This is a genomic window from Roseicyclus mahoneyensis, from assembly GCF_003148775.1.
Taxonomy (GTDB): Bacteria; Pseudomonadota; Alphaproteobacteria; order Rhodobacterales; family Rhodobacteraceae; genus Roseicyclus; species Roseicyclus mahoneyensis.
Genome location: NZ_QGGW01000001.1, coordinates 417,903 through 436,997, shown reverse-complemented (window position 1 = coordinate 436,997; position 19,095 = coordinate 417,903). Strand labels below are relative to the sequence as shown.

Here is a 19,095-nt window from a genome sequence, read left to right as displayed (position 1 = left end):
CGTACGAAAATTCGGTTTTCTGACGCGGTCACAGACATGTCCCAAAATCCTCTCGTCATCTTCACCCCCTCGGGCAAGCGCGGAAATTTCCCGGTCGGCACGCCGATCCTGACCGCCGCCCGCCAGCTCGGCGTGGATCTCGATTCGGTCTGCGGCGGGCGGGGCATCTGCTCGAAATGCCAGATCGCGCCCTCCTACGGGGATTTTCCCAAGCATGGCGTCACGGTGCGCGAGGGCGCCCTGTCCGACTGGAACGCGGTCGAGGAACGTTACGACCGTGTGCGCGGGTTGAAACCCGGCCGCCGTCTGGGCTGTCAGGCGACCGTGCAGGGCGACATCGTCGTCGACGTCCCCCCCGAAAGTCAGGTTCACAAGCAGGTGGTGCGCAAGGCGGCCTCGACCCGGCCCATCACCATGGACCCCGCCACGCGGCTGGTGCTGGTGGAGGTGGTCGAGCCGGACATGCACGAACCCTCGGGCGATTTCGAACGCCTGCAGACGGCGCTCAAGGACCAATGGCAGATCGAGGGCGTGAGCGCCCCCCTGTCGGTCCTGCAAAAGCTGCAGCCTGCGCTGCGCAAGGGCAAGTGGCAGGTAAGCGTCGCCCTGCATCAACCTGCAAACACGCAAGATTTCCGCATCCTTGACGTCTGGTCCGGCCTGCATGAGGGCGGGCTATATGGCCTCGCCATCGACCTCGGATCGACGACCATCGCGGCGCATCTGTGCGACCTGACCGATGGACGCGTGCTGGCTTCGTCCGGCCTGATGAACCCGCAGATCCGGTTCGGCGAGGATCTGATGAGCCGCGTCAGCTACGCAATGATGAACCCCGGCGGCGACCGCGAAATGACCGCCTCAGTGCAAGAGGCCATCGCCACGCTTGCGACCGAGATCGCGGCCGAGGGTGGCATCGATCCGCGCCTGATCTTCGAGACGGTGATCGTCTGCAACCCGGTGATGCACCACCTGCTGCTGGGCATCGACCCCGTGGAACTGGGGCAGGCCCCTTTCGCGCTGGCCACATCCGACAGCCTGACGCTGGACGCGCGCGAGATCGGGCTGACCACCATCGCACCTGCGGCGCAGGTCTATCTCTTGCCCTGCATCGCGGGCCATGTCGGGGCTGATGCGGCCGCCGTTGCTCTGTCGGAAGAACCCGATCAGGCCGATATGCTGACGCTGATCGTCGATGTCGGCACCAATGCCGAGATCCTTTTGGGGGACAAGACCGGCGTTCTGGCCTGTTCCTCGCCCACCGGCCCTGCCTTCGAGGGCGCACAGATCAGCGCGGGCCAGCGCGCGGCGCCGGGTGCCATCGAGCATATCGAGATCGACCCCGTCACCAAGGACCCACGCTTCAAGGTCATCGGTTGTGATATCTGGTCCGACGACCCCGGCTTTGCCGAGGCGACAAAGGACAGTGGCGTCACCGGCATCTGCGGCTCGGGCATCATCGAGGCGGTGGCCGAGATGCGCATGGCGGGCCTTCTCGACGCCTCGGGCCTGATCGGCGGGCCGGAGGCGACGGGCACGGCGCGTTGTGAACCCACGGGCCGCACCTTTGCCTATCTCGTGCATGTTGCGACGGACACGGGCGGTCCGCGCATCACCGTGACCCAAGGCGACATCCGTGCCATCCAATTGGCAAAATCGGCGCTTTACGCGGGCGCGCGTCTGCTCATGGACAAGCGCGGCGTCGACAAGGTCGACCGCGTCGTGCTGGCCGGTGCCTTTGGGGCGCATATCAGCCCAAAACATGCGATGGTGCTGGGCATGATCCCCGACGCGGCGCTGGACCATGTGACCAGCGCGGGCAACGCGGCGGGTCATGGCGCGCGCATCGCGCTGTGCAACCGCGCCGCACGGCAAAGGATCGAGGCCGTGGTCAAAACCATCGACAAGATCGAGACCGCGATAGAGCCCCGCTTTCAAGAGCATTTCGTCAACGCCAACGCGATCCCGCACGCAACCGACCCCTTTCCGGAACTGGCCAAGGTCACCACCCTGCCCCAAGTCGCCTTTGGCGCATCGGGGATGGCGCCGGGCGGTGCGGGCGGTGGCGGGCGGCGCAGGCAAAGGCGCGTCTAAAGGCTTGGCAGTCAGGGGCCTCGTCAGGCCGTTTCCGGTCGTTCCGGCCAATACGACCGGGGCTTGCAGCCCGCTGTGGACCAATTGCCGTGGATTTACGGATGCCTTGCTTGGTGTTCCGGGGATCGAGGTGGATGCGATGTCCGCAACTGAATTCACCGCCAGCTTCAACCGCGATGCGGTCGCTCAGGCCGGGGTTCAAGTTTGATTTGCCCGTCGGCTGTGACGAGCCTTCACCTCACATCCCGGGCGTTTCGTGTGCCGACGACGGAGCTATGTTAGCCGAGTGCTGAGTGGCGCTGAATTGCGAACTCGACGAACGACCATATCCCTCGGACCAAGGGCGGAAAATCGCCTCACCCTTTTTGGACGTCACGCTCGGCCGTCTGTTTGGCGACCACATTCTTCAGGGCCGCGATCCCGGCCATCCCGGAACGGTGCTGGCCAATTCCGGGAAACGCACAGACTGGTGCCAAGGCTGTGTGCCTCATCCATCGGCGCAGAACGCGGCATACCAAGGCGGCCGGCACGCCCCGCTCGGTCAGCAGCTTTGCCGCCTCGATCGTGAACCCGCGGCTGAGCTTCCCTGTCATCATGTCCAGCCTCCAGTTCCGGGGTCACGATCTTTTCGTGACCTCCACCAAGCCGGTGGCACATCATCCCCACACCCTTGAACGCGACACTGTCGGGCTGGGGCGTTTCCTCCAAACGAAGGATGAAAGGCAGCCGCCGCCGCGCGAGACTTTTCCGGACGCTCAGGCGCCATTGGACAAAAGGAGGCAGCATTTCGGTGAAACCGTAGGCTGCCCGACAATCAAGGATATTGTTGTGGAAACCATATATGGACATCGCGGGCGCAAGGCCCGCACAGCTGCATCTCGTCTGGCGGAAATCTGTTCCCTCGACGGGCGGCATTTTGCAACCCGCTTGCTCATGGCAGCCGTCACCATGGCAATGGTGGCATCTGCCGCCATGACCGAGGCCGAGGCCCAGACCCAGGAAACCAGAACCGGTGGTGTGGGGAACACCGTCGGCTGGCCGGTTTACGACAGGTGCGAGTCCGGATCCGTGATTGTCGGGTTCGTCATTCGCTCGGGCACGCTTCTGGACGCGGTTCAACCGCTTTGTGACCGGGTGAGACCAGATCGCACGGGCCTGCAGGGTACGCCTGTCGCCCTGCGCATGCTCGGTGGCGAAGGCGGCAGCCTGCAACGGATGCACTGCGCGGCTGGCTATGCAGTCACTCAACTGAACGTCTTCGTCGATGAGAATATCCGCGGCAACGGGCAAGATCTGTCGCCTGCCGTCAATCACATCCGCATGACCTGCGCGCGCATCCCCACGATGGACGATGCCTACGAAGTCACGCATGGCGTATCGGGAAGACATAGCAGCAATCGCCGTGTGGATTGCCCGGGAGGCCAATGGGCAACCGGAATTGAAGTGATGTTTGGGGACCACCGGCTGGCCGGGCGGCCCGCTGTCGTGGATTCGATCGGGCTGTTTTGCCGCCCCTTGCCGCCGCGCCTTGTCGCCGGCCCCGGCACCTCCATACCCCCGGCGTGGGAACTTTCGGACCGGCCCGGCGAACTCTCGAGGCCAATCGTCATCAGACCGCAAGGCCAGAGCGAAACGCCCCCCGCACCTCAGGCCCAGACCCGGACGGTTCTGCTTTCCACAGACGTCTACAACAGCCCCGGAGGCAACCGGATCGGCGTCGTGCAAGCCGGAACGACGGTCACGCTGGCCGAACCTTGCCGTGCGGACAACTGGTGCCGTATCCGCACCGGGCAGCTTCCCGATGGCTGGGTCTATAGCGGTCCGGATTACAATTCGCTCGGGATCTAGCGCAGGCACCCGGCCCGGCTCCCTCAACGGCTTCCCGAACCTGTGGTCCGGGAAGCCGGTTTCCCCACGACCTTGAGACCATGGTCCAGCCCCGTGCGTCACGATCCGGCCAGCTCGATCATCCGGCGTCGGGCGCGGCTGTCAGCGCCCCACATCCTCGGGAGCGACAGCAACGGATTTCAGAATCGCGTAGCAGGTTTGACCGGGTTGGAGCGACAAGGCCGCCACCGCGCGCAAGGTGACACGCGCGATCAGCCGCTCCGCGCCCACCGCCAGCACCACCCGGGCGGCGGGGCCGCGCCCGGGCTGGATCTCGGCGATGGTCCCTTGCAAGATGTTCAGCGCCGACAACCCGACAGGTGCCGCGCGCGACAAGATCACGTCGGAGGCGGCGATGCGCACCCGGATCACCGTGCCGGGCGCGCCAGCGACGCGCGGCAGGTGCAGCGCCCCGGCCGCCGTTGCAAGTTCGCTCAGGCCATCGTCATGGTGCGCCACCACCCGCGCGCGCAGGAGAGATGCGACCTCGCGCGCGCCGACAGCGCTTGCATCCCCCAGCACCCGTTCGGGCGGGCCGATGGCCGCCACCCGCCCGCCTTGCAGCGCGATGACGGTCGTGGCCAGCCGCGCCACCTCGACCGAGGCATGGCTGACATAGAGGATCGGCACCGAGATCTCGTCGCGCAACCGCTCGAAATAGGGCAAGATCTCGGCCTTGCGCGCCTCGTCCAGCGCGGCCAGCGGCTCGTCGGCAAGGATCAGGCGCGGCGCGGACAACAGCGCCCGCCCGATGGCGACGCGGCTTTTCTCGCCCCCCGACAGGGCGGCGGGGCGTCTTTCCAGCAAAGCACCGATGCCCAGCATCTCGACCACCCTGTCCAGCGGTTCGGGCGTGACGTTGCGCGGCGCGAACCAGCGCCCATACAGGAGGTTCTGGCGCACCGTCAGATGCGGGAACAGCCGCCCCTCCTGAAACACATAGCCGATCCGGCGCTTGTGCCGCGGCAGGCAGTAGCGCGCCTTGGTGTCGAGCAACACCCAATCCGCCACCGCGATCCGACCCGCATCGGGGCGCAACAGCCCCGCCACCGCGTTGATCAGCGTCGTCTTGCCCGATCCCGAAGGCCCGAACAGCACCGTCACGCCGGGGGGTGCAGTCACATCGACATCGAGCGCAAAACCGGCAAACCGGTGCCGCAAGGCAAGCTGCAAGGTCATGATCCTGACACCACGCGTGCCACCCGACGGGCGACGAATTCGGACAGCAGCAGGGCGGCCATGGCGATGACCACCGACACGATGGCCAGACGCGCGGCCCCATCCTCGCCGCCGGGAACCTGCAACAGGGAATAGATTGCCAGAGGCATGGTCTGGGTCTGGCCGGGAATGTTGGACACGAAGGTGATCGTGGCCCCGAACTCGCCGATCGCTTTGGCAAAGGCGAGGATGGACCCGGCCACGATGCCGGGCAGGATCAGCGGCAGGGTGACGGTGAGAAACACCCAGACAGGCGAGGCCCCCAGCGTGCCCGCCGCCTGTTCCAGCTTGGGGTCAACAGCTTCGATGGCCAGCCGGATCGCGCGGACCATCAGCGGAAAGGCCATGACCCCGGCCGCGACGGCCGCGCCGGTCCAGCGAAAGGCGACGACGATGCCGAACCACTGCTCCAGCACCTCGCCGACCGGGCCCCGCCGCCCCAGTGCGAGCAGCAGCAGGTAGCCCGTCACCACGGGCGGCATGATCAGCGGAAGATGCACCAGCCCGTTCAGCACCTGCTTGCCGGGAAACTCCCAGCGCGCCAGAACATAGGCTGTGACGATGCCGAAGGGCAGGCTGACCGCCGTCGCCCAGAGCGCCACCCGCGCCGACAGGCGCACCGCCTCCCATTCCGCCGGGCCCAGCCAACCTGCCAGCACGCCCCACATCAGCCCGGCACGTCAAAGCCATGGTCGGCCCAGATCGTCCGGGCCGTGGGCGAGATCAGGAACTCCAGAAACGACAGCGCCTCGGGGCTGGTCGATTGCGCGGTGATGGCAGCAGGCAAGATGATCGGCGCATGGCTGTCTTGCGGGAAGGTTGCGATGACGGTGACAGCGTCCTCGACCGCAGCGTCGGTGGCATAGACGATGCCCAGCGGTGCCTCGCCAAGCGCCACGAAGGCAAGCGCCGAGCGCACGTTGTAGGATTGCGCCACATGCGGCGCGACGATGTCCCACAGCCCCAGCGCCCTCAGCGCCTGACGGCCATAGATGCCCGCAGGCACCGCCTCGACCAACGCCATGGACAACTGCCCCCCCTCCAGCAGGCCCACCAGATCGAGGGTCTCGTCAAGGGTCACGGGCGGCACGTCCCCGCCATGGGCGATCAGCACCAGCCTGTTGCCCAGGATATCGCGGCGCGTGTCCGCGCGCAGGTCGCCCGAGACCTCAAGGGCGTCCATCCAGTCGGTGCTGGCCGAGATAAAGATATCGGCGGGTGCGCCTTGCTGGATCTGGCGCGCATGGGCCGAGGATCCGGCATAGGACATTACGGCGACATGTCCCGTTTCCGCCGACCATGCCGCGCCAACGCGGTCCAGCGCCGTCGTCAGGCTGGACGCGGCGAAGACCAGCACATCACCGGCCGCGGCGCGGACAGGGGCGGCGGCGAGAGCAAGGGCCGCAAGCAGCGCAGGGGCGGCCCGGCGGATGTTGGATGGCGACATGCGGGGATGTCCCTTAGATATGTTCCGTCAAACATATCGACGCGGCATGGGCGCGGAGGCAAGCGTTATTTTTCTCCAGGAATATCCCTCAGGCGCGCGCCCAGCGCCGCAAGCTCGGCCGCCCCTGCCTCGGCTACTGCGTGCTCGAAAGCGCGGTAATGCGCCAGCACAGCCTGCCCCGCCTCGGTCAGCACCGCCCCGCCGCCGCCCGGGCCCCCGCGCGTGCTTTGGACCAACGGATCGCGGAACATCGCGTTGAGCGTGCCCACCAGTTCCCAGGCGCGCTTGTAGCTCATCCCCATCTCGCGCCCGGCGGCGGCGATGGACCCGCAGCGCCCGATCCGTTCCAGAAGTTCCGCCTTGCCCGGGCCGATCATCTCGTCCTCGCCAAAGACGATGCGGATCCGCAATTGGGGGTGAGAGGGGGCATGCTCCATCCCGTGACCATCCTTGCGCGGACAGCGATTTGCAAGTGGAGCGGGAAAGCCGCGCGCCTTTGGGTGACGCCCTAGCCAGCCGCACGCGCATCTGCGGCGGTGCCGTAGCGCGGCAGATCGGCGGTGCTGCGACCATGGGCGGCCATCAGCGTGTCGCGGACATAGGCAATATGAGCCGTCTCCTCGATGATCTCGGCGAGGTATTGCGCGGCCATCAGGGTCTTTCCCACGCCGATGGTCCCGTGATTGGCCAGCACCGCGGCGCGGATCTGCGGGTCGCGAAAAACCGGGCTGATCTCCACCTCGGTCTGCGGGCCTCCATTGGCCGACAGCGCGATCAGCGGCATCCGCCCGATCTTCTCGATGGTCTGGACGGTCAGGCAGGGGATCTCCAGCCCCGCGCTGGCATAGCCCGTGGCCCATGGGCTGTGGCAATGCACGATGGCGTTGATGTCGGGGCGGATGCGGTAGAGATCGAGGTGGAAGTCGAGGTCTTTCGAGGGCTTCAGCTCCGAAGGCAGGATGGTGCCGTCCAGAAGCACGACCTGGAGGTTGTCCCGCGTGCATTCGGCGAAGCCCACGCCCGAGGGCTTGATGACGATGGCATTCCCCGCCCCGAGCCTGACCGACAGATTGCCGCCTGCGTTGGTCTGCAGCCGCAGATCGAAACTGCGCCGGGCGGTGGCGATCAGCGCGTCCATCTTGTCGGTCAGGTCGGGAAAGCGGGCAGTGTCAGCCATGGGGCATCCTGTCAAAAAGCGCGGTGACGGCCGCCGTGGCGGTCTCGGGCGCGTTGATGTGGTGGGGCAGACGCGCGACGCTAAAGGCGCGGGCTTCGTCCGCCAGCACGCGGGCGGCGATGTCGCGCAGGCGGGGGGCCTCGATCGCGCCGTCGGGGCGGTCCTCGTGGCTGAAGCCGCCCATGGGGATCAAGACATGGGTGGGCGCGGTGGCGGTGTTGAGCGCCTCGGCCAGAGCCACGGCCTGCGTTTCCATCTCGGACTCGGTCACTTGGACATGGGTGAAATGGCCGGTGTGGCGGTAGTGCGGGCGGGCACGCTGGTCGGTCGTGAGCGTCTCGATGGCACCGAGCCCGAGAAAATTGAGCGCGCCAGGTAGGACGATCCGGGGCAAGGTGCCTGCGACCGTGAAGCGATCGGGCATGGGGACGCAGACGCCAGCAAGCCGGATCCTGCCAAGCTCGTGGACGTTAAGGTCGATGACGCCCGCCGCCCGCCCCTCGCGGACGAAGCGGGCAAGGGCCGCACCGCCGTAGCCATTGGCGTGGAACACCGTCGCCACCGCTCCCCGGTCGGTCAGCGCACGGGCTACGGCAGCCCCGGCAGGGCCGGTTGCCCCCAGCGTCGAGACCGCGACACAGGGACCGGCGCTGGGCAGCACCGGGCGGACATACGCCAGCCCGGCCACCATCGCCGCCGTCCTCTCGAAGACGCGGGCGAGCGTGGGGTTCATCCCTTCAAAGTCGCACAGCGTCGGGATCAGCGTCACGCCACAATCGGCAAGGGGCGCGCGCGGATCGAAGGCGAGCGTGGTGACCAGAAGCTTGGGCAGATCTGGCGGCAGGGCACGCAGCATGCCAAGCGCCACCTCGCCCCCCGTGCCGCCGCCAATGGCCAGCGCGGCAAGGCAGCCTTGCGACCGGGCCGCCGCCTCCAGCCCCGCCTCCTTGGCGCGGACCTCCATCCGGGCGAGTTTCTGCGCGCCGGGCAGGACCATGCCCCCAGCCCCCAGAGAAATGTCCACGGGATCGACCGACAGGCCGTGGGCCTGCAAAGCATCCGACAGCGCGGCAAGCTCCGCCCCTTTGGTCTCATAGGTCCCGATCAGCAGCACGCGCGCCACGGGCCCTACCCTTTCACCGCGCCCGCCGTCATGCCGGTGATGATCTGGCGCGAGGCAAAGAGCGTGAAGAGGATCGGGGGAATGGCGAGCAACATCCCGGTGGCAAAGATCGTGCCCAGCCCGTCGAACTCGCTGGCGTTGTTCACGATCAGGATCGGCACGGTCATCGTGTTCCTGTCCGCCAGCGCCGAGGCCAGCAGGTATTCGTTCCACGCGATGCGGAAGGTGAAGATGGCCGCCGCCGCCAGCCCCGGCTTTATCAGCGGCAGGACCACCAGAAAGAAGGTCTGGAACGGCCCCGCGCCGTCGACGCGTGCGGCTTCCTCCAGCGAATAGGGCACCTGCACGATGAAGCTTTGCAAGATCCAGATCACGAAGGGCAGGTTCATCGCCACATAAATCAAGATGATGCCCGAATGCGTGCCCGCCAGACAGACATCGCCCCGCCCGCCAAAGATCTCGCGGATCATCCCGCCCACAAGACCATCGCGGTCAAGGCAAAAGGCGTTGTTCCACAGGCCGAAGACCGGCACCAGCAGCACGGCGGGCGGGATCATGCGGACGGCCAGCGTGCTGAGCGAGAGGCTGTCGCGCCCCATGAAGCGGAAACGCACCAGCGCATAGGCCGCCATCGTCCCCATGATCAGCGTGAGCGCGGTCGAGACCAGCGCGATGATGATCGAATTTATGAAGGCCCCGCCAAACCGGATCTGGCAAAACCTCAGGTGTTCGGGCTGATACCACAAGATGTCGCACAGCGCGGTCTCGTAGTTGCGGATCGTGGGCATGAACAACAATCCGCCCGCGCCACTGGTAATATCCACGTCCAGCTTGAGCGAATTGGCCAGCAGCAACAGGACCGGGCCGACCGACATGAAGATCAGCACCGCGATCAGCGCGAAAAAGGCCGGGTTCTGCCGGTCATGGGTGGGTGCAGCCATCGCTCAGCCCTCCTCCTCTTGGGTAAAGCGCAGACGGCGGGCGCGGGCTTCTTGCCAGCGGGTGAAGGCGAACATGCCGAGCGTCAGCACCATGAGCAGCATCAGCAGATAATTCGACATCGCCGCCGCCTCGCCAAGCTCGCGGAACTCGCGCGCCGTCCGGGCAATCCGCAGCGCGAGGATCTCGGTCTGCAGGCCGGGGCCGCCGCCCGTCAGCACAAGGATCACCTCCAGCACCTTGAAGGCGTCGATCAGGCGCAAAAGCATGGTGACGATCAAAACCGGCATCATCAGCGGCAGCTTGATGTAGATGATCTGCTGCCAGCCGGTCGCGCCGTCGATCCGCGCAGCCTCCAAGGCGGAGCGGGGAAGCGATTGTAGCGCAGCCAGCGACAGGATGAAGATGAAGGGCGTCCATTGCCAGATGTCGGCGATGATGACGCTGAGTAGCGCGTTCTGACCCAGCCAGTCGACCGTGGGCAGGCCCAGGGCCTCCAGGAAGCGGTTGAAGGTGCCGTAGGTCTGGTGGAACATGTAGCGCCAGATAAGGCCCACCACGACCGGCGCGATCATCATCGGCAAGATGAACAGCGTGCGCAGCACCGACATACCGCGGATGTTGCGGTCAAGCAGCAGCGCTAGGCCCACGCCCAGCACCATCTCGACGCTGACGACAGTGAAGGCGAAGACAAGCGTGACCCAGAAGCTTTCGTGAAACGCCGGATCACGAAGCAGGCGCGCGTAATTGGCCAGCCCCACGAAGTCCGTCTCGCCGATGGTCTGGCTGGGGTCCCAGTCGCGGAAGCTGCCCCAGATCATGTAGGCGATGGGGTAGAACAGCGCGATCAGCATCACCAGTGCCGCGGGCGCGATGAACATGTAAGGGGTCAGGCGGTTGGCGGAGATGCGGGTCACGGGCAGGCCTTCGGGCTGTCGGTCAGGGAGCCGCCCCGCCACGAGGGATGCGCGGCGGGGCGGCGTGTCCCGCGCGCGCCAGGGATGGGGACGGCGGCGCGTGCGGGCACGATCAGGGGCTTACTGCCAGATGTAGTAACCCTCTTCCTCCATCAGGGCGCGGGTGCGGTCTGCGATACCGTCAAGCGCGGTCTGGATGTCCAGCCCCTCGGTCAGGACCTGGCTCATGGTGGTGCCGATGTCGGCGTTGATCCGGCCCCATGCGGGGATGATCGGGCGCCAGTCGGGATCGGCAAATTCCAGCGCTTCACCAAAGGCGGCCGACCATGGGTAACGGGCGTTCAACTCCGCATTGGCATAGGTCGAGAAGCGCGAGGGGTTGCCGCCCGCCATGGCGACGGCCAGATCGCCCTCGCGGCTTGTCAGCCACTGCATCAGCAGGAATGCCGCCTCGGGGTGTTCGGCGTTGCGAGGGATGGCAAGACCGAAGCCGCCGGTCTGGCTGCCGCGGCGCACGCCCATCGGGTGCATCGCGTAGCCCACGTTGCCCACCACCGTGCTGCGCGCGGGGTCCTGGAAATCGGCGGCATAGGCGATGCTGTCGAGGAACATCGCAGCCTGCCCTTGCGCAAAGGCGTTGGCGGCCTCGGCGGGGCCGAAGGCCGAGGAGCCCGCAGGACCACACTCGACGATCTGGCGCAGCGCCTCGGCAGCGGCAACGCCTGCCTCGTTGTTCAGGATCGGGTTCCAGGTCTCGTCAAAGACGCGGCCCCCCAGCGGCGCGAGATGCAGCAGCCAGGCATGCGAGGCGTGATGCCCCGACGCGGCGCGGCTGGCCACACCGCCCATGCCCGGCTCAAGCTCAGGGATGCGGCAGGCCAGATCGAGCAGTTCGTCATAGGTCTCGGGCGGGGTCAGCCCGTGCTCCTCGAAGATGTCGGTGCGGTAATACAGCACCGAGGTTTCCGACCCGAAGGGCAGCCCGTAAAGCGACCCGGTCGGCCCCGGCAGGTAGCCGCGCTCGCCACCCGCAACGCCGATGTTCTGGACATAGCCGTCGATCAGGTCCTCCGGGTCGTAACTCGGATCGGCCAGTCGCGGGTTCATGAAGAAGGGTGCAAGGTTTCGGATCTGATCGGCAAAGACGTAATCGGCTTTGGAAAACACGACATAGGAAATCAGGTCATAGGATCCTTCGTCCAGCGCAAGTTCCAGCGTCTGCCGCTCGCGCATGTCGAGGAAGGGCAGCATGTCCACCTCGACCTCGATGCCGGTCTGGGCGGTAAACTCGGGCAGCACCTCCATCACGGCATTGTAATGGGGATGGGCGGGAAAGTTCACCACCAGCGTCGTTCCGGCAAAGGGGGCATAGGGCCCCTCTTGCGCGGCGGCCACGCCAGCCAGTGCCATCGCCCCCGCGATGGTGGTCGTTCTCAGCAGGGTCCTCAGCATACTCGTTCCTCCCAGTTGCTGAATTTGGCGCCTTACAGCGCCCTTTCCGTCTCCGGATCGAACAGATGCAGCCCCTCCGGCCGCACCCCGAAGCGCAGGGTTTCGCCAAGCGCCACCGGCGTCTCGGACTTGATCTCAACGGTCACCCGTGCGCCGCCGCAGTCGCAGATCAGCACCGATTGCGCGCCGACATACTCCGAAACGACCACCCGCAGGTCGAGCGCGCGATCGGTCGTGGCGGCAGGCGCAAAATCAAGGTCGGAGGGGCGGATGCCCAGCGTGGCCTTGCGCATAGCAGCGCCGCGCGCGCGGTCGGCCAGCGCCTCGGGCAGCGCTAGGGCGAAACCCCGGCCGGTGGCGCGCAGCACGCCGCCCTCCTCGGATAGGTCAACTTCGAGGAAATTCATCGGCGGCGCGCCCAGAAACCCCGCCACGAACTTGTTGGCGGGACGCCGGAACAGCTCGGACGGGGTGCCCTGCTGCTGGATATGGCCGCCGTGCATCACCACGATCCGGTCGGCCAGCGTCATCGCCTCGATCTGGTCGTGGGTGACGTAGATCATGTTCTTCTTCACGGTCTGGCGCATCACGGCCAGTTCCGCCCGCATCTGCCCGCGCAGTTTGGCGTCGAGGTTCGAGAGCGGTTCGTCGAACAGAAAAGTGGACGCATCGCGGCACAGCGCGCGGCCCATGGCGACCCGCTGGCGCTGCCCGCCCGACAATTCGCCGGGCTTGCGGTCAAGAAAAGCGGAAAGGCCCAGCATCTCGGCCACTTCGCGCACGCGTTTGTCGATTTCGGCCTGCGGGCGCTTTTGCAGCCGCAGCGAGAATGACATGTTCCGCGCCACGTTCATGTGCGGGTAAAGGGCGTAATCCTGAAACACCATGGCGATGTCGCGGTCCTTGGGATCAAGGGCCGCAACCTCGCGATCGCCCATCCAGATCTCGCCGCCCGACACGCTTTCGAGACCCGCGATCATGCGCAGGGTCGTGGATTTGCCGCAGCCAGAGGGGCCGACGAGAACCGTGAATTCATGCTCGGCCATGTCCAGGTCGATGCCATGCAGCACCTCGACAGCGCCATAACGCTTCACCAGACCCTCCAGACGAATGCGCGGCATCGAATCCCTTTCTCTTCCCGCTTTCAGTTTCTGTATACAAATTTAAAAGTAAATATCCAAATTTGCATCCGAGCCTGAAATCGGGTAGGCTCGCGCATCTCCCAAGGAGGTCAGGACGGCGCATGAAAGACGAGACCACCCGCGGCGCACCGCGCGGCAACACGGTGCAGCGCATCGAGGCGGCGCTGATGGACGACATCGCCATCGGCATCCTGTCTCCGGGCGAAAGGCTGGACGAGGTGACTCTGACCGAACGCTTCGGCGTGTCCCGCACCCCCGTACGCGAGGCGCTGAGCCGGCTGACCGCGCAGGGCATTTTGGAACCGGGCGAGAAACGCGGCGTGCGCGTGGCGCGCTATTCACGCGAGGAACTGGCACAAATATTTGAAACCATGCATGAAATAGAATCCGCCTGCGCCCGTATCGCGGCCCAGAGGTTGACCCTTCTGGCCCGCGCCGAGATCGAGACTGCGCAGGCCGCCTGTGTCGCCGCCGCAAAGGATGGCAGCATCGCCGCCTACCTGCGCGCCAATGAGGCCTTCCACGAGGCGATCTACCGCGCCACCGGCAACCCCTATCTTGCCGGTCTCGCTTCGGATTTCCGGCGTCGCACCGGGCCGTTCCGGGCCAAGAAGTTCGCCACGCATCAGGACCTGATCCTGTCAGCCCAGAACCATGAAGAGCTGATCGCGGGCATCTTCTCGGAGGATTCCAAAACCGCCGCCGACGGCATGCGCGCCCATATGACGGCAAGTTTCCTGCAGACCCTCGCTGCAATCTGACACTCGAGCGGCAGATTCCGGTTGCATTTGGATGCTTGTTGGTAACTTTGTATGCAAACTTGAATCATCGCATACGGAGGGCCTCATGGGCGTTCAGGAAACCCGCATCTACCCGATCAACACCGGGTGGCTCGAGGCCGATCTCGGCACCTACACCTTCTGGAAAGGGCCTGCAGGCAAGAAGTTCTGGAACCCGGTCTATTGCCATTATGTCGACACGGGCACCCACAAGATCCTGATCGACACCGGCCTGTGCGACGAGGAGCGCGCGACGCAATACCACCACAAGTGCCAAAAACGCGGTTGCCTGCAGGTGCATGAGCATCTGCAACAAAAGCTCGGCGTCCACCCCGACGAGATCGACGCCATCGTATTTACACATCTGCACTGGGACCATGTGCAGAACATGAAGATGTTCAGGAACGCCCGATACATCGCCCCCAAGGCCGAAATCGAAATGGCCTACAACCCCCTGCCGCTCTACTACCGCACCTACGAGAGCGGCTATCTGGGGATCGAGCCCGCCTATGCCGGCTGCGTCTTCGAGGCGGTGGCCGATGAATGCGAGGTGTTGCCGGGCATCACCATGTTCCACACGCCCGGCCATTCGGTCGGCCACATGGGCGTGACGGTCGCCACCTCGGCCGGCGATATCGTGCTGGCGGGCGATGCGATCTTTCAGGAACGCAACCTAGAGCCCAACCCCGAGGAAGGCTGGCGCCACTGGGTGCCCGCGCGTTTCGTCAACAGCTACGACGGCTGGAAATCGGTCGAGGAAATCGACAAGCGCGCGGATTACGTGCTGGCCTGCCATGACCAAGACGCAAATGCCCGCTCCGACGTCTTTCCCTACCCCGGAATGCCGATCCGCAAGCGCAGGCAGGTGATCCCCGGCTTCCAGTTCTATTTCGGCGACATGCCTGCGGGCATGGCCGCGCACGCCGCCCCCGCGATGACCCGGGCCGAGGCCGATGTCTATCTGGCCGGGCTCACTCATCCCAGGGACCTGGCCGAGCATTGACACCGTGACCGATCCCGTCCCTGCACGCCTGACCAGACTGATCGACATCGCACCCCGCTTCGGTGCCATCGTTCTGGACCAATGGGGTGTGCTGCATGACGGCACCCGCCCCTATCCGGGCGCGCTGGCTGCGGTCGCGGCACTAAAAGACGCCGGTGTGCCGCTCGCGGTCTTGTCGAACTCCGGCAAGCGGGCAGCCGCGAATGCAAGGCGCATCACGGCCATGGGGTTCGCCCCCGATGCCTTCGATTTGGTCATGACCTCGGGTGAGGCATTGTGGCAAGACATCATGCAAGCGCGCGTGACGGCACGGCGGCTCTGTCCCATCGAAAGGGCGACGGGCGATGCGGCGGAGTGGGCGGCGGGGCTTGCGGTGACGTTGACCCGCGACATCGGGGCGGCAGATGCCGTCTTGCTGATGGGTCTGCCCGATGGCGCGGACCCCGCCGCCCCTGCCGCGACCCTTTCACAGGCGCGCGCCCTTGGCCTGCCGGTACTGTGCACCAACCCCGACCGCGCCTCGCCGCGCGCGGGCGGCCTGACCGTCACCTCGCCCGGCGCGCTGGCCCATGACCATGCGGCGGCGGGCGGCGCGGTGCGGTTCTACGGCAAGCCCCACCTGCCCGTTTTCCGCGCGGTCGAGGCGGCGCTGGGGCTACCGCCCGAACGCCTGCTGATGGTGGGCGACAGTTTGGAACATGACATCGCGGGCGCGCATAGCGCGGGCTGGACCAGCGCCTTTGTCGAGGGCGGGCTGCATGCGGCAGATTTCGCCCAAGGTGCGGGCGACGACGCGCTTGCCCGTCTTGCCGCCACCGCAGGCGCCCCTCTTCCCGACTTCACCATGCCCGAGCTTGCCTGACCCATGCCCGACACACCCGCCGATTTCAAAGCCTTCCGCGCCATGTCGGCCCACCTTGGGCAAGACCCGCTGAGGGTGCAGGGCCCGGGCGGCAATACCTCGATCAAGCAGGGCGGGGTCTTGTGGATCAAGGCCTCGGGCACCGAACTGGCCGAGGCGGAAACGCGCGAGATCTTCGTCGCCGTGGACCGCGCCGCCGCCTTGGCCGAGGCGCAAGGTCTGGCGGGCGACGGCAGTTGCAAGGCGACCGTGATCGACAAGGCCCTAACGCTTCGGCCCTCGATCGAGACAACCTTCCATGCCGCGCTTGACTGGGCGGTGGTGGCCCACACGCATTCCGTCGCCACGCTGACCCATGCCATCACGCACGAGGGTCGCACAGCGGCCAAAGACAAGCTGGCAGGATTGCCCGCCGCCTTCGTGCCCTATGCCAAACCGGGGCTGCCGCTGACGCAAGCGATCATGGCCCGCACGACCCCGGCGACGCAGGTCTTCGTGCTGGAAAACCACGGCCTGATCATCTGCGCAGCCAATGTGGACGCGACAACCACCCTGATGGAAGAGGTGGAGGCACGCTTGGCCCTGCCTGCCCGGCCCGTGGTGCCAGACCTGCCCGACACGGCACCGCCCGAAGGCTTTGTTTGGGCCGCGGAAAGCTGGATCGCCCGCGACCCGCGTGCGGCGGCGCTGGCGCGGGCGGGGTCCTACTACCCCGACCATGTCGTTTTTCTGGGCCCGGCCTTGCCCTTGGGCGACCATGACGGCCAGCCGCCCGCCATCTTGATCGAAGGCACTGGCATCGCGCTGCGCGGGCGCGCGACCGCGTCACAGCGCGCGATGCTGCGCTGCCTGTCGGATGTTCTGGCCCGCCTGCCCGCAGACTGGACCCTCGAGCCCATCGGGGCAGAGGCCGAGACCGCGCTTCTCGACTGGGACGCCGAGAAATACCGGCAGGCGCTGGCGGCCCGGTCATGACCGGGCTGGCGCTTGGGATCGACCTTGGCACTTCGGGCGTGCGCTCCGCCGTGATCGACGCAGGCGGCCGAGTTCTGGCCATGGCGCGCGGCAGCTACGGGCAGGACGCGCAGGCGCGCCGCGACCCCGAGGCTTGGTGGCAGGGCGTGACCTTTTGCCTAGAGGCCCAGATGCAGGCCTTGCGCGACGCGGGCCATGACCCGGCCGCCATTGCCAGCATCGCTGTCGATGGCACATCGGGCAGCCTTGTGCTGACCGATGGGGCGCTGATGCCGGTGACGCGCGCCTTGATGTATGACGATGCCGGCTTCGACGCCGAGGCCGCCCGGATCGCTGCGTGCGCCCCCGCCCCGCATATCGCGCGCGGCCCCGGCTCGGCGCTGGCGCGGGCACTGCGGTTGGCCGCCGAGGATACGGACGGGCGCGCCGTGCATTTGCTGCATCAGGCCGATGTCATCGCGGCGCGGCTGATGGGCCGGGGTGGTCTGACCGATCTCAACAACGCGCTCAAGACGGGGCTCGACCCGGTGACGGGGCGCTGGCCCGACTGGATCTCGCGGCTGCCGCTGCGCGCAAACCTGCTGCCGCGTGCCCTGCCACCGGGCGCGGCGATGGGACGTATCGACGGCACGGTCGCCCGCCGTCTGGGCCTGCCCACCTGCGCCATGATCCACGCCGGAACCACCGACAGCATCGCCGCCTTTCTGGCCGCCGCCGATCCGGTTCCGGGGCAAGCGGTCACGTCGCTGGGCACGACGCTGGCGGTCAAGCTGTTCTCGGACCGACGCATCGACGCGCCCGAAATGGGGCTCTACGCGCATCGGCTGGGTGCTGGCTGGCTGCTGGGCGGGGCATCGAACACCGGCGGCGGGGTGCTCGCTCAGCTGTTTTCTCCCGCCCAACTGGAAAGCCTGTCGGCGCGGATCGATCCCTCGGTCGAAAGCCCGCTCGACTATTACCCCCTGCTCAAACCCGGCGAGCGGTTCCCGGTCAATGACCCGATCCTGCCACCCCGGATGGAGCCGCGCCCCGGCGATGACGCAGCGTTTTTGCACGGGTTGTTCGAAAGCATGGCGCGCATCGAAGGGCGGGCCTATGACCTGTTGACCGACCTTGGCGCCCCCGCGCCGCGTCGCATCCTGACCGCGGGCGGCGGGGCCGCCAACAATGTCTGGTCCGCGATCCGCGCCCGGGTTCTGGGCCTGCCTGTCCTTGCGGCCGAAAGGCCCGAGGCCGCCATTGGCAGCGCACGGCTGGCGCAACTGGCGGGCTGAGGATCCCGTGACGCCGCGGCACCGCGTCCAACAGGCTTTTCGAATGGGAATGCTGCGGGGTGGCAAAGATCTCGGCAGTCTGTCCCTGTCCGACGATCACGCCGCGCTGCACGATCGCGATGTCCTTGCAGACGGTGGCGGCAACGCGGAGGTCACGGGTGATGAAGATGATTGAGAACCCGGACTTGCGGCGGAGCGCATCGGACAGTTTCAGCATCGGTTTCCATGCCAAGACATCTTGCGCCGACACGGGTTCATCCGTCACCACCCGTTCGGGCTTGGCCACCAGCGCGCGGGCACGCGGCGTACCCAATTGGTCGGGCCGAGGCGATGATCCGCCCAACTGGACCACAAATTGCGGCTCTCGCCGACAGGCCCGCATCTGCGTCCAGCGGATCCCCGTCATGGGCTGACTTTCGGGCAAGATATCGCCGCTGGCGGGCCGTTCCAGCGCGATCACGCCTTTGGCCATCCGGGTTTCGGCGTGAAGCGGTTCGGCTGGCGCCGACCAGCGGCAGGAGATCGCGCAGGATCGGGGGAACTTGGTGTCGGCTCTGACCGGCTGGCCGAACACCCCGCGTCGGGCCAGCCGGTGGAGCGGCCGACGCTCCTGCTGTCGCGGTTCACACGGTTGGCAAATTACCTTGGCCTGCCCCCGATCAGCCCGCCCTTGCCCGGCCTGCGCCATCCTGCCGGACGGCACCTGATGTCGGCGCAGGCGCTGATGTGCGTGGTAGCTGGACTTGGGCAGCTTCGCCTGTGACTTGCTGCATCTGCGCAGCGCGCTCACCCGCTCGCACCTCAAATCC

At 66.5% G+C, this 19,095-nt stretch carries 20 protein-coding genes; 9 read left to right on the top strand and 11 right to left on the bottom strand.

What is annotated here, in order from left to right; genetic code table 11:
* Window positions 1-36: 36 nt before the first annotated feature.
* Complete coding sequence (locus C7455_RS02165) at window positions 37-2,091, top strand: ASKHA domain-containing protein (RefSeq protein WP_109664862.1); 2,055 nt, start codon at window positions 37-39, stop codon at window positions 2,089-2,091.
* 356 nt (window positions 2,092-2,447) lie between these two features.
* Here the strand turns inward: C7455_RS02165 and C7455_RS02160 are convergent, their stop codons facing one another.
* The gene (locus tag C7455_RS02160; RefSeq protein WP_109664859.1) at window positions 2,448-2,687 is read right to left on the bottom strand and encodes a hypothetical protein; all 240 of its coding nucleotides are present in this window, start codon (window positions 2,685-2,687) and stop codon (window positions 2,448-2,450) included.
* Here C7455_RS02160 and C7455_RS02155 point away from each other — a divergent pair.
* Window positions 2,686-3,939 (top strand): hypothetical protein, encoded by a 1,254-nt coding sequence (locus C7455_RS02155; protein ID WP_170118976.1) that lies wholly within the window; start codon window positions 2,686-2,688, stop codon window positions 3,937-3,939. The two genes, C7455_RS02160 and C7455_RS02155, sit on opposite strands and share 2 nt — an antisense overlap.
* Before the next feature lie 141 nt (window positions 3,940-4,080).
* Here the strand turns inward: C7455_RS02155 and modC are convergent, their stop codons facing one another.
* From modC to C7455_RS02105, 10 genes are all read right to left on the bottom strand, one after another.
* Window positions 4,081-5,157, bottom strand: coding sequence for a molybdenum ABC transporter ATP-binding protein (modC, locus tag C7455_RS02150; RefSeq protein ID WP_109664853.1), 1,077 nt, complete (start codon window positions 5,155-5,157; stop codon window positions 4,081-4,083).
* Entirely contained in the window at window positions 5,154-5,864 is a 711-nt protein-coding gene (gene modB, locus C7455_RS02145; RefSeq protein ID WP_109664850.1) for a molybdate ABC transporter permease subunit, read from the bottom strand. Before modB ends, modC begins: the two co-directional genes overlap by 4 nt.
* Window positions 5,864-6,643, bottom strand: coding sequence for a molybdate ABC transporter substrate-binding protein (gene modA / locus C7455_RS02140; RefSeq protein WP_109664847.1), 780 nt, complete (start codon window positions 6,641-6,643; stop codon window positions 5,864-5,866). Before modA ends, modB begins: the two co-directional genes overlap by 1 nt.
* A gap of 65 nt (window positions 6,644-6,708) precedes the next feature.
* Window positions 6,709-7,080, bottom strand: a complete 372-nt coding sequence (locus tag C7455_RS02135; RefSeq protein ID WP_109664844.1) for a winged helix-turn-helix domain-containing protein — start codon at window positions 7,078-7,080, stop codon at window positions 6,709-6,711.
* 71 nt (window positions 7,081-7,151) lie between these two features.
* On the bottom strand, window positions 7,152-7,820 hold the full coding sequence (locus C7455_RS02130; RefSeq protein ID WP_109664841.1) for a class II aldolase/adducin family protein: 669 nt from the start codon (window positions 7,818-7,820) through the stop codon (window positions 7,152-7,154).
* Window positions 7,813-8,943, bottom strand: coding sequence for a Tm-1-like ATP-binding domain-containing protein (locus C7455_RS02125; RefSeq protein WP_109664838.1), 1,131 nt, complete (start codon window positions 8,941-8,943; stop codon window positions 7,813-7,815). Before C7455_RS02125 ends, C7455_RS02130 begins: the two co-directional genes overlap by 8 nt.
* Before the next feature lie 5 nt (window positions 8,944-8,948).
* The gene (locus C7455_RS02120) at window positions 8,949-9,884 is read right to left on the bottom strand and encodes a carbohydrate ABC transporter permease (protein ID WP_109664835.1); all 936 of its coding nucleotides are present in this window, start codon (window positions 9,882-9,884) and stop codon (window positions 8,949-8,951) included.
* 3 nt (window positions 9,885-9,887) lie between these two features.
* Window positions 9,888-10,799, bottom strand: coding sequence for a carbohydrate ABC transporter permease (locus tag C7455_RS02115; protein ID WP_245904185.1), 912 nt, complete (start codon window positions 10,797-10,799; stop codon window positions 9,888-9,890).
* Between the two features lie 120 nt (window positions 10,800-10,919).
* Window positions 10,920-12,251, bottom strand: coding sequence for an extracellular solute-binding protein (locus C7455_RS02110; protein WP_211315425.1), 1,332 nt, complete (start codon window positions 12,249-12,251; stop codon window positions 10,920-10,922).
* A gap of 32 nt (window positions 12,252-12,283) precedes the next feature.
* Window positions 12,284-13,372: an ABC transporter ATP-binding protein gene (locus C7455_RS02105; RefSeq protein ID WP_109664832.1), complete on the bottom strand. Its 1,089-nt coding sequence runs from the start codon at window positions 13,370-13,372 to the stop codon at window positions 12,284-12,286.
* A 122-nt stretch (window positions 13,373-13,494) separates the two neighbouring features.
* Here C7455_RS02105 and C7455_RS02100 point away from each other — a divergent pair, with 122 nt between their 5' ends.
* The 7 genes from C7455_RS02100 to C7455_RS02075 all read left to right on the top strand — a co-directional run bounded on the left by C7455_RS02100 (window position 13,495) and on the right by C7455_RS02075 (window position 19,049).
* Window positions 13,495-14,154, top strand: coding sequence for a GntR family transcriptional regulator (locus C7455_RS02100; RefSeq protein WP_109664829.1), 660 nt, complete (start codon window positions 13,495-13,497; stop codon window positions 14,152-14,154).
* Between the two features lie 85 nt (window positions 14,155-14,239).
* Window positions 14,240-15,175, top strand: coding sequence for an N-acyl homoserine lactonase family protein (locus tag C7455_RS02095; RefSeq protein ID WP_109664826.1), 936 nt, complete (start codon window positions 14,240-14,242; stop codon window positions 15,173-15,175).
* A 4-nt stretch (window positions 15,176-15,179) separates the two neighbouring features.
* Window positions 15,180-16,037 (top strand): TIGR01459 family HAD-type hydrolase, encoded by an 858-nt coding sequence (locus tag C7455_RS02090; RefSeq protein ID WP_245904184.1) that lies wholly within the window; start codon window positions 15,180-15,182, stop codon window positions 16,035-16,037.
* A 3-nt stretch (window positions 16,038-16,040) separates the two neighbouring features.
* The gene (locus C7455_RS02085; RefSeq protein WP_109664823.1) at window positions 16,041-17,012 is read left to right on the top strand and encodes a class II aldolase/adducin family protein; all 972 of its coding nucleotides are present in this window, start codon (window positions 16,041-16,043) and stop codon (window positions 17,010-17,012) included.
* Window positions 17,009-18,286, top strand: coding sequence for an FGGY-family carbohydrate kinase (locus tag C7455_RS02080; RefSeq protein WP_109664820.1), 1,278 nt, complete (start codon window positions 17,009-17,011; stop codon window positions 18,284-18,286). The genes C7455_RS02085 and C7455_RS02080 overlap by 4 nt, the downstream gene beginning before the upstream one ends.
* Before the next feature lie 43 nt (window positions 18,287-18,329).
* The gene (locus tag C7455_RS20560) at window positions 18,330-18,461 is read left to right on the top strand and encodes a hypothetical protein (RefSeq protein WP_281269394.1); all 132 of its coding nucleotides are present in this window, start codon (window positions 18,330-18,332) and stop codon (window positions 18,459-18,461) included.
* A 180-nt stretch (window positions 18,462-18,641) separates the two neighbouring features.
* A complete protein-coding gene (locus C7455_RS02075; protein ID WP_109664817.1) occupies window positions 18,642-19,049 on the top strand; it encodes a hypothetical protein in 408 nt (135 codons plus the stop codon).
* Window positions 19,050-19,095 lie beyond the last annotated feature (46 nt).

Excerpts from the sequence above, each read along its gene's own strand:
- C7455_RS02165 (WP_109664862.1), top strand. The coding sequence starts at position 37 with ATGTCCCAAAATCCTCTCGTCATCTTCACCCCCTCGGGCAAGCGCGGA.
- C7455_RS02155 (WP_170118976.1), top strand. The coding sequence starts at position 2,686 with ATGTCCAGCCTCCAGTTCCGGGGTCACGATCTTTTCGTGACCTCCACC.
- C7455_RS02160 (WP_109664859.1), bottom strand. The coding sequence starts at position 2,687 with ATGATGACAGGGAAGCTCAGCCGCGGGTTCACGATCGAGGCGGCAAAG.
- modC (WP_109664853.1), bottom strand. The coding sequence starts at position 5,157 with ATGACCTTGCAGCTTGCCTTGCGGCACCGGTTTGCCGGTTTTGCGCTC.
- modB (WP_109664850.1), bottom strand. The coding sequence starts at position 5,864 with ATGTGGGGCGTGCTGGCAGGTTGGCTGGGCCCGGCGGAATGGGAGGCG.
- modA (WP_109664847.1), bottom strand. The coding sequence starts at position 6,643 with ATGTCGCCATCCAACATCCGCCGGGCCGCCCCTGCGCTGCTTGCGGCC.
- C7455_RS02135 (WP_109664844.1), bottom strand. The coding sequence starts at position 7,080 with ATGGAGCATGCCCCCTCTCACCCCCAATTGCGGATCCGCATCGTCTTT.
- C7455_RS02130 (WP_109664841.1), bottom strand. The coding sequence starts at position 7,820 with ATGGCTGACACTGCCCGCTTTCCCGACCTGACCGACAAGATGGACGCG.
- C7455_RS02120 (WP_109664835.1), bottom strand. The coding sequence starts at position 9,884 with ATGGCTGCACCCACCCATGACCGGCAGAACCCGGCCTTTTTCGCGCTG.
- C7455_RS02110 (WP_211315425.1), bottom strand. The coding sequence starts at position 12,251 with ATGCTGAGGACCCTGCTGAGAACGACCACCATCGCGGGGGCGATGGCA.
- C7455_RS02105 (WP_109664832.1), bottom strand. The coding sequence starts at position 13,372 with ATGCCGCGCATTCGTCTGGAGGGTCTGGTGAAGCGTTATGGCGCTGTC.
- C7455_RS02100 (WP_109664829.1), top strand. The coding sequence starts at position 13,495 with ATGAAAGACGAGACCACCCGCGGCGCACCGCGCGGCAACACGGTGCAG.
- C7455_RS02095 (WP_109664826.1), top strand. The coding sequence starts at position 14,240 with ATGGGCGTTCAGGAAACCCGCATCTACCCGATCAACACCGGGTGGCTC.
- C7455_RS02085 (WP_109664823.1), top strand. The coding sequence starts at position 16,041 with ATGCCCGACACACCCGCCGATTTCAAAGCCTTCCGCGCCATGTCGGCC.
- C7455_RS02080 (WP_109664820.1), top strand. The coding sequence starts at position 17,009 with ATGACCGGGCTGGCGCTTGGGATCGACCTTGGCACTTCGGGCGTGCGC.
- C7455_RS20560 (WP_281269394.1), top strand. The coding sequence starts at position 18,330 with ATGGGAATGCTGCGGGGTGGCAAAGATCTCGGCAGTCTGTCCCTGTCC.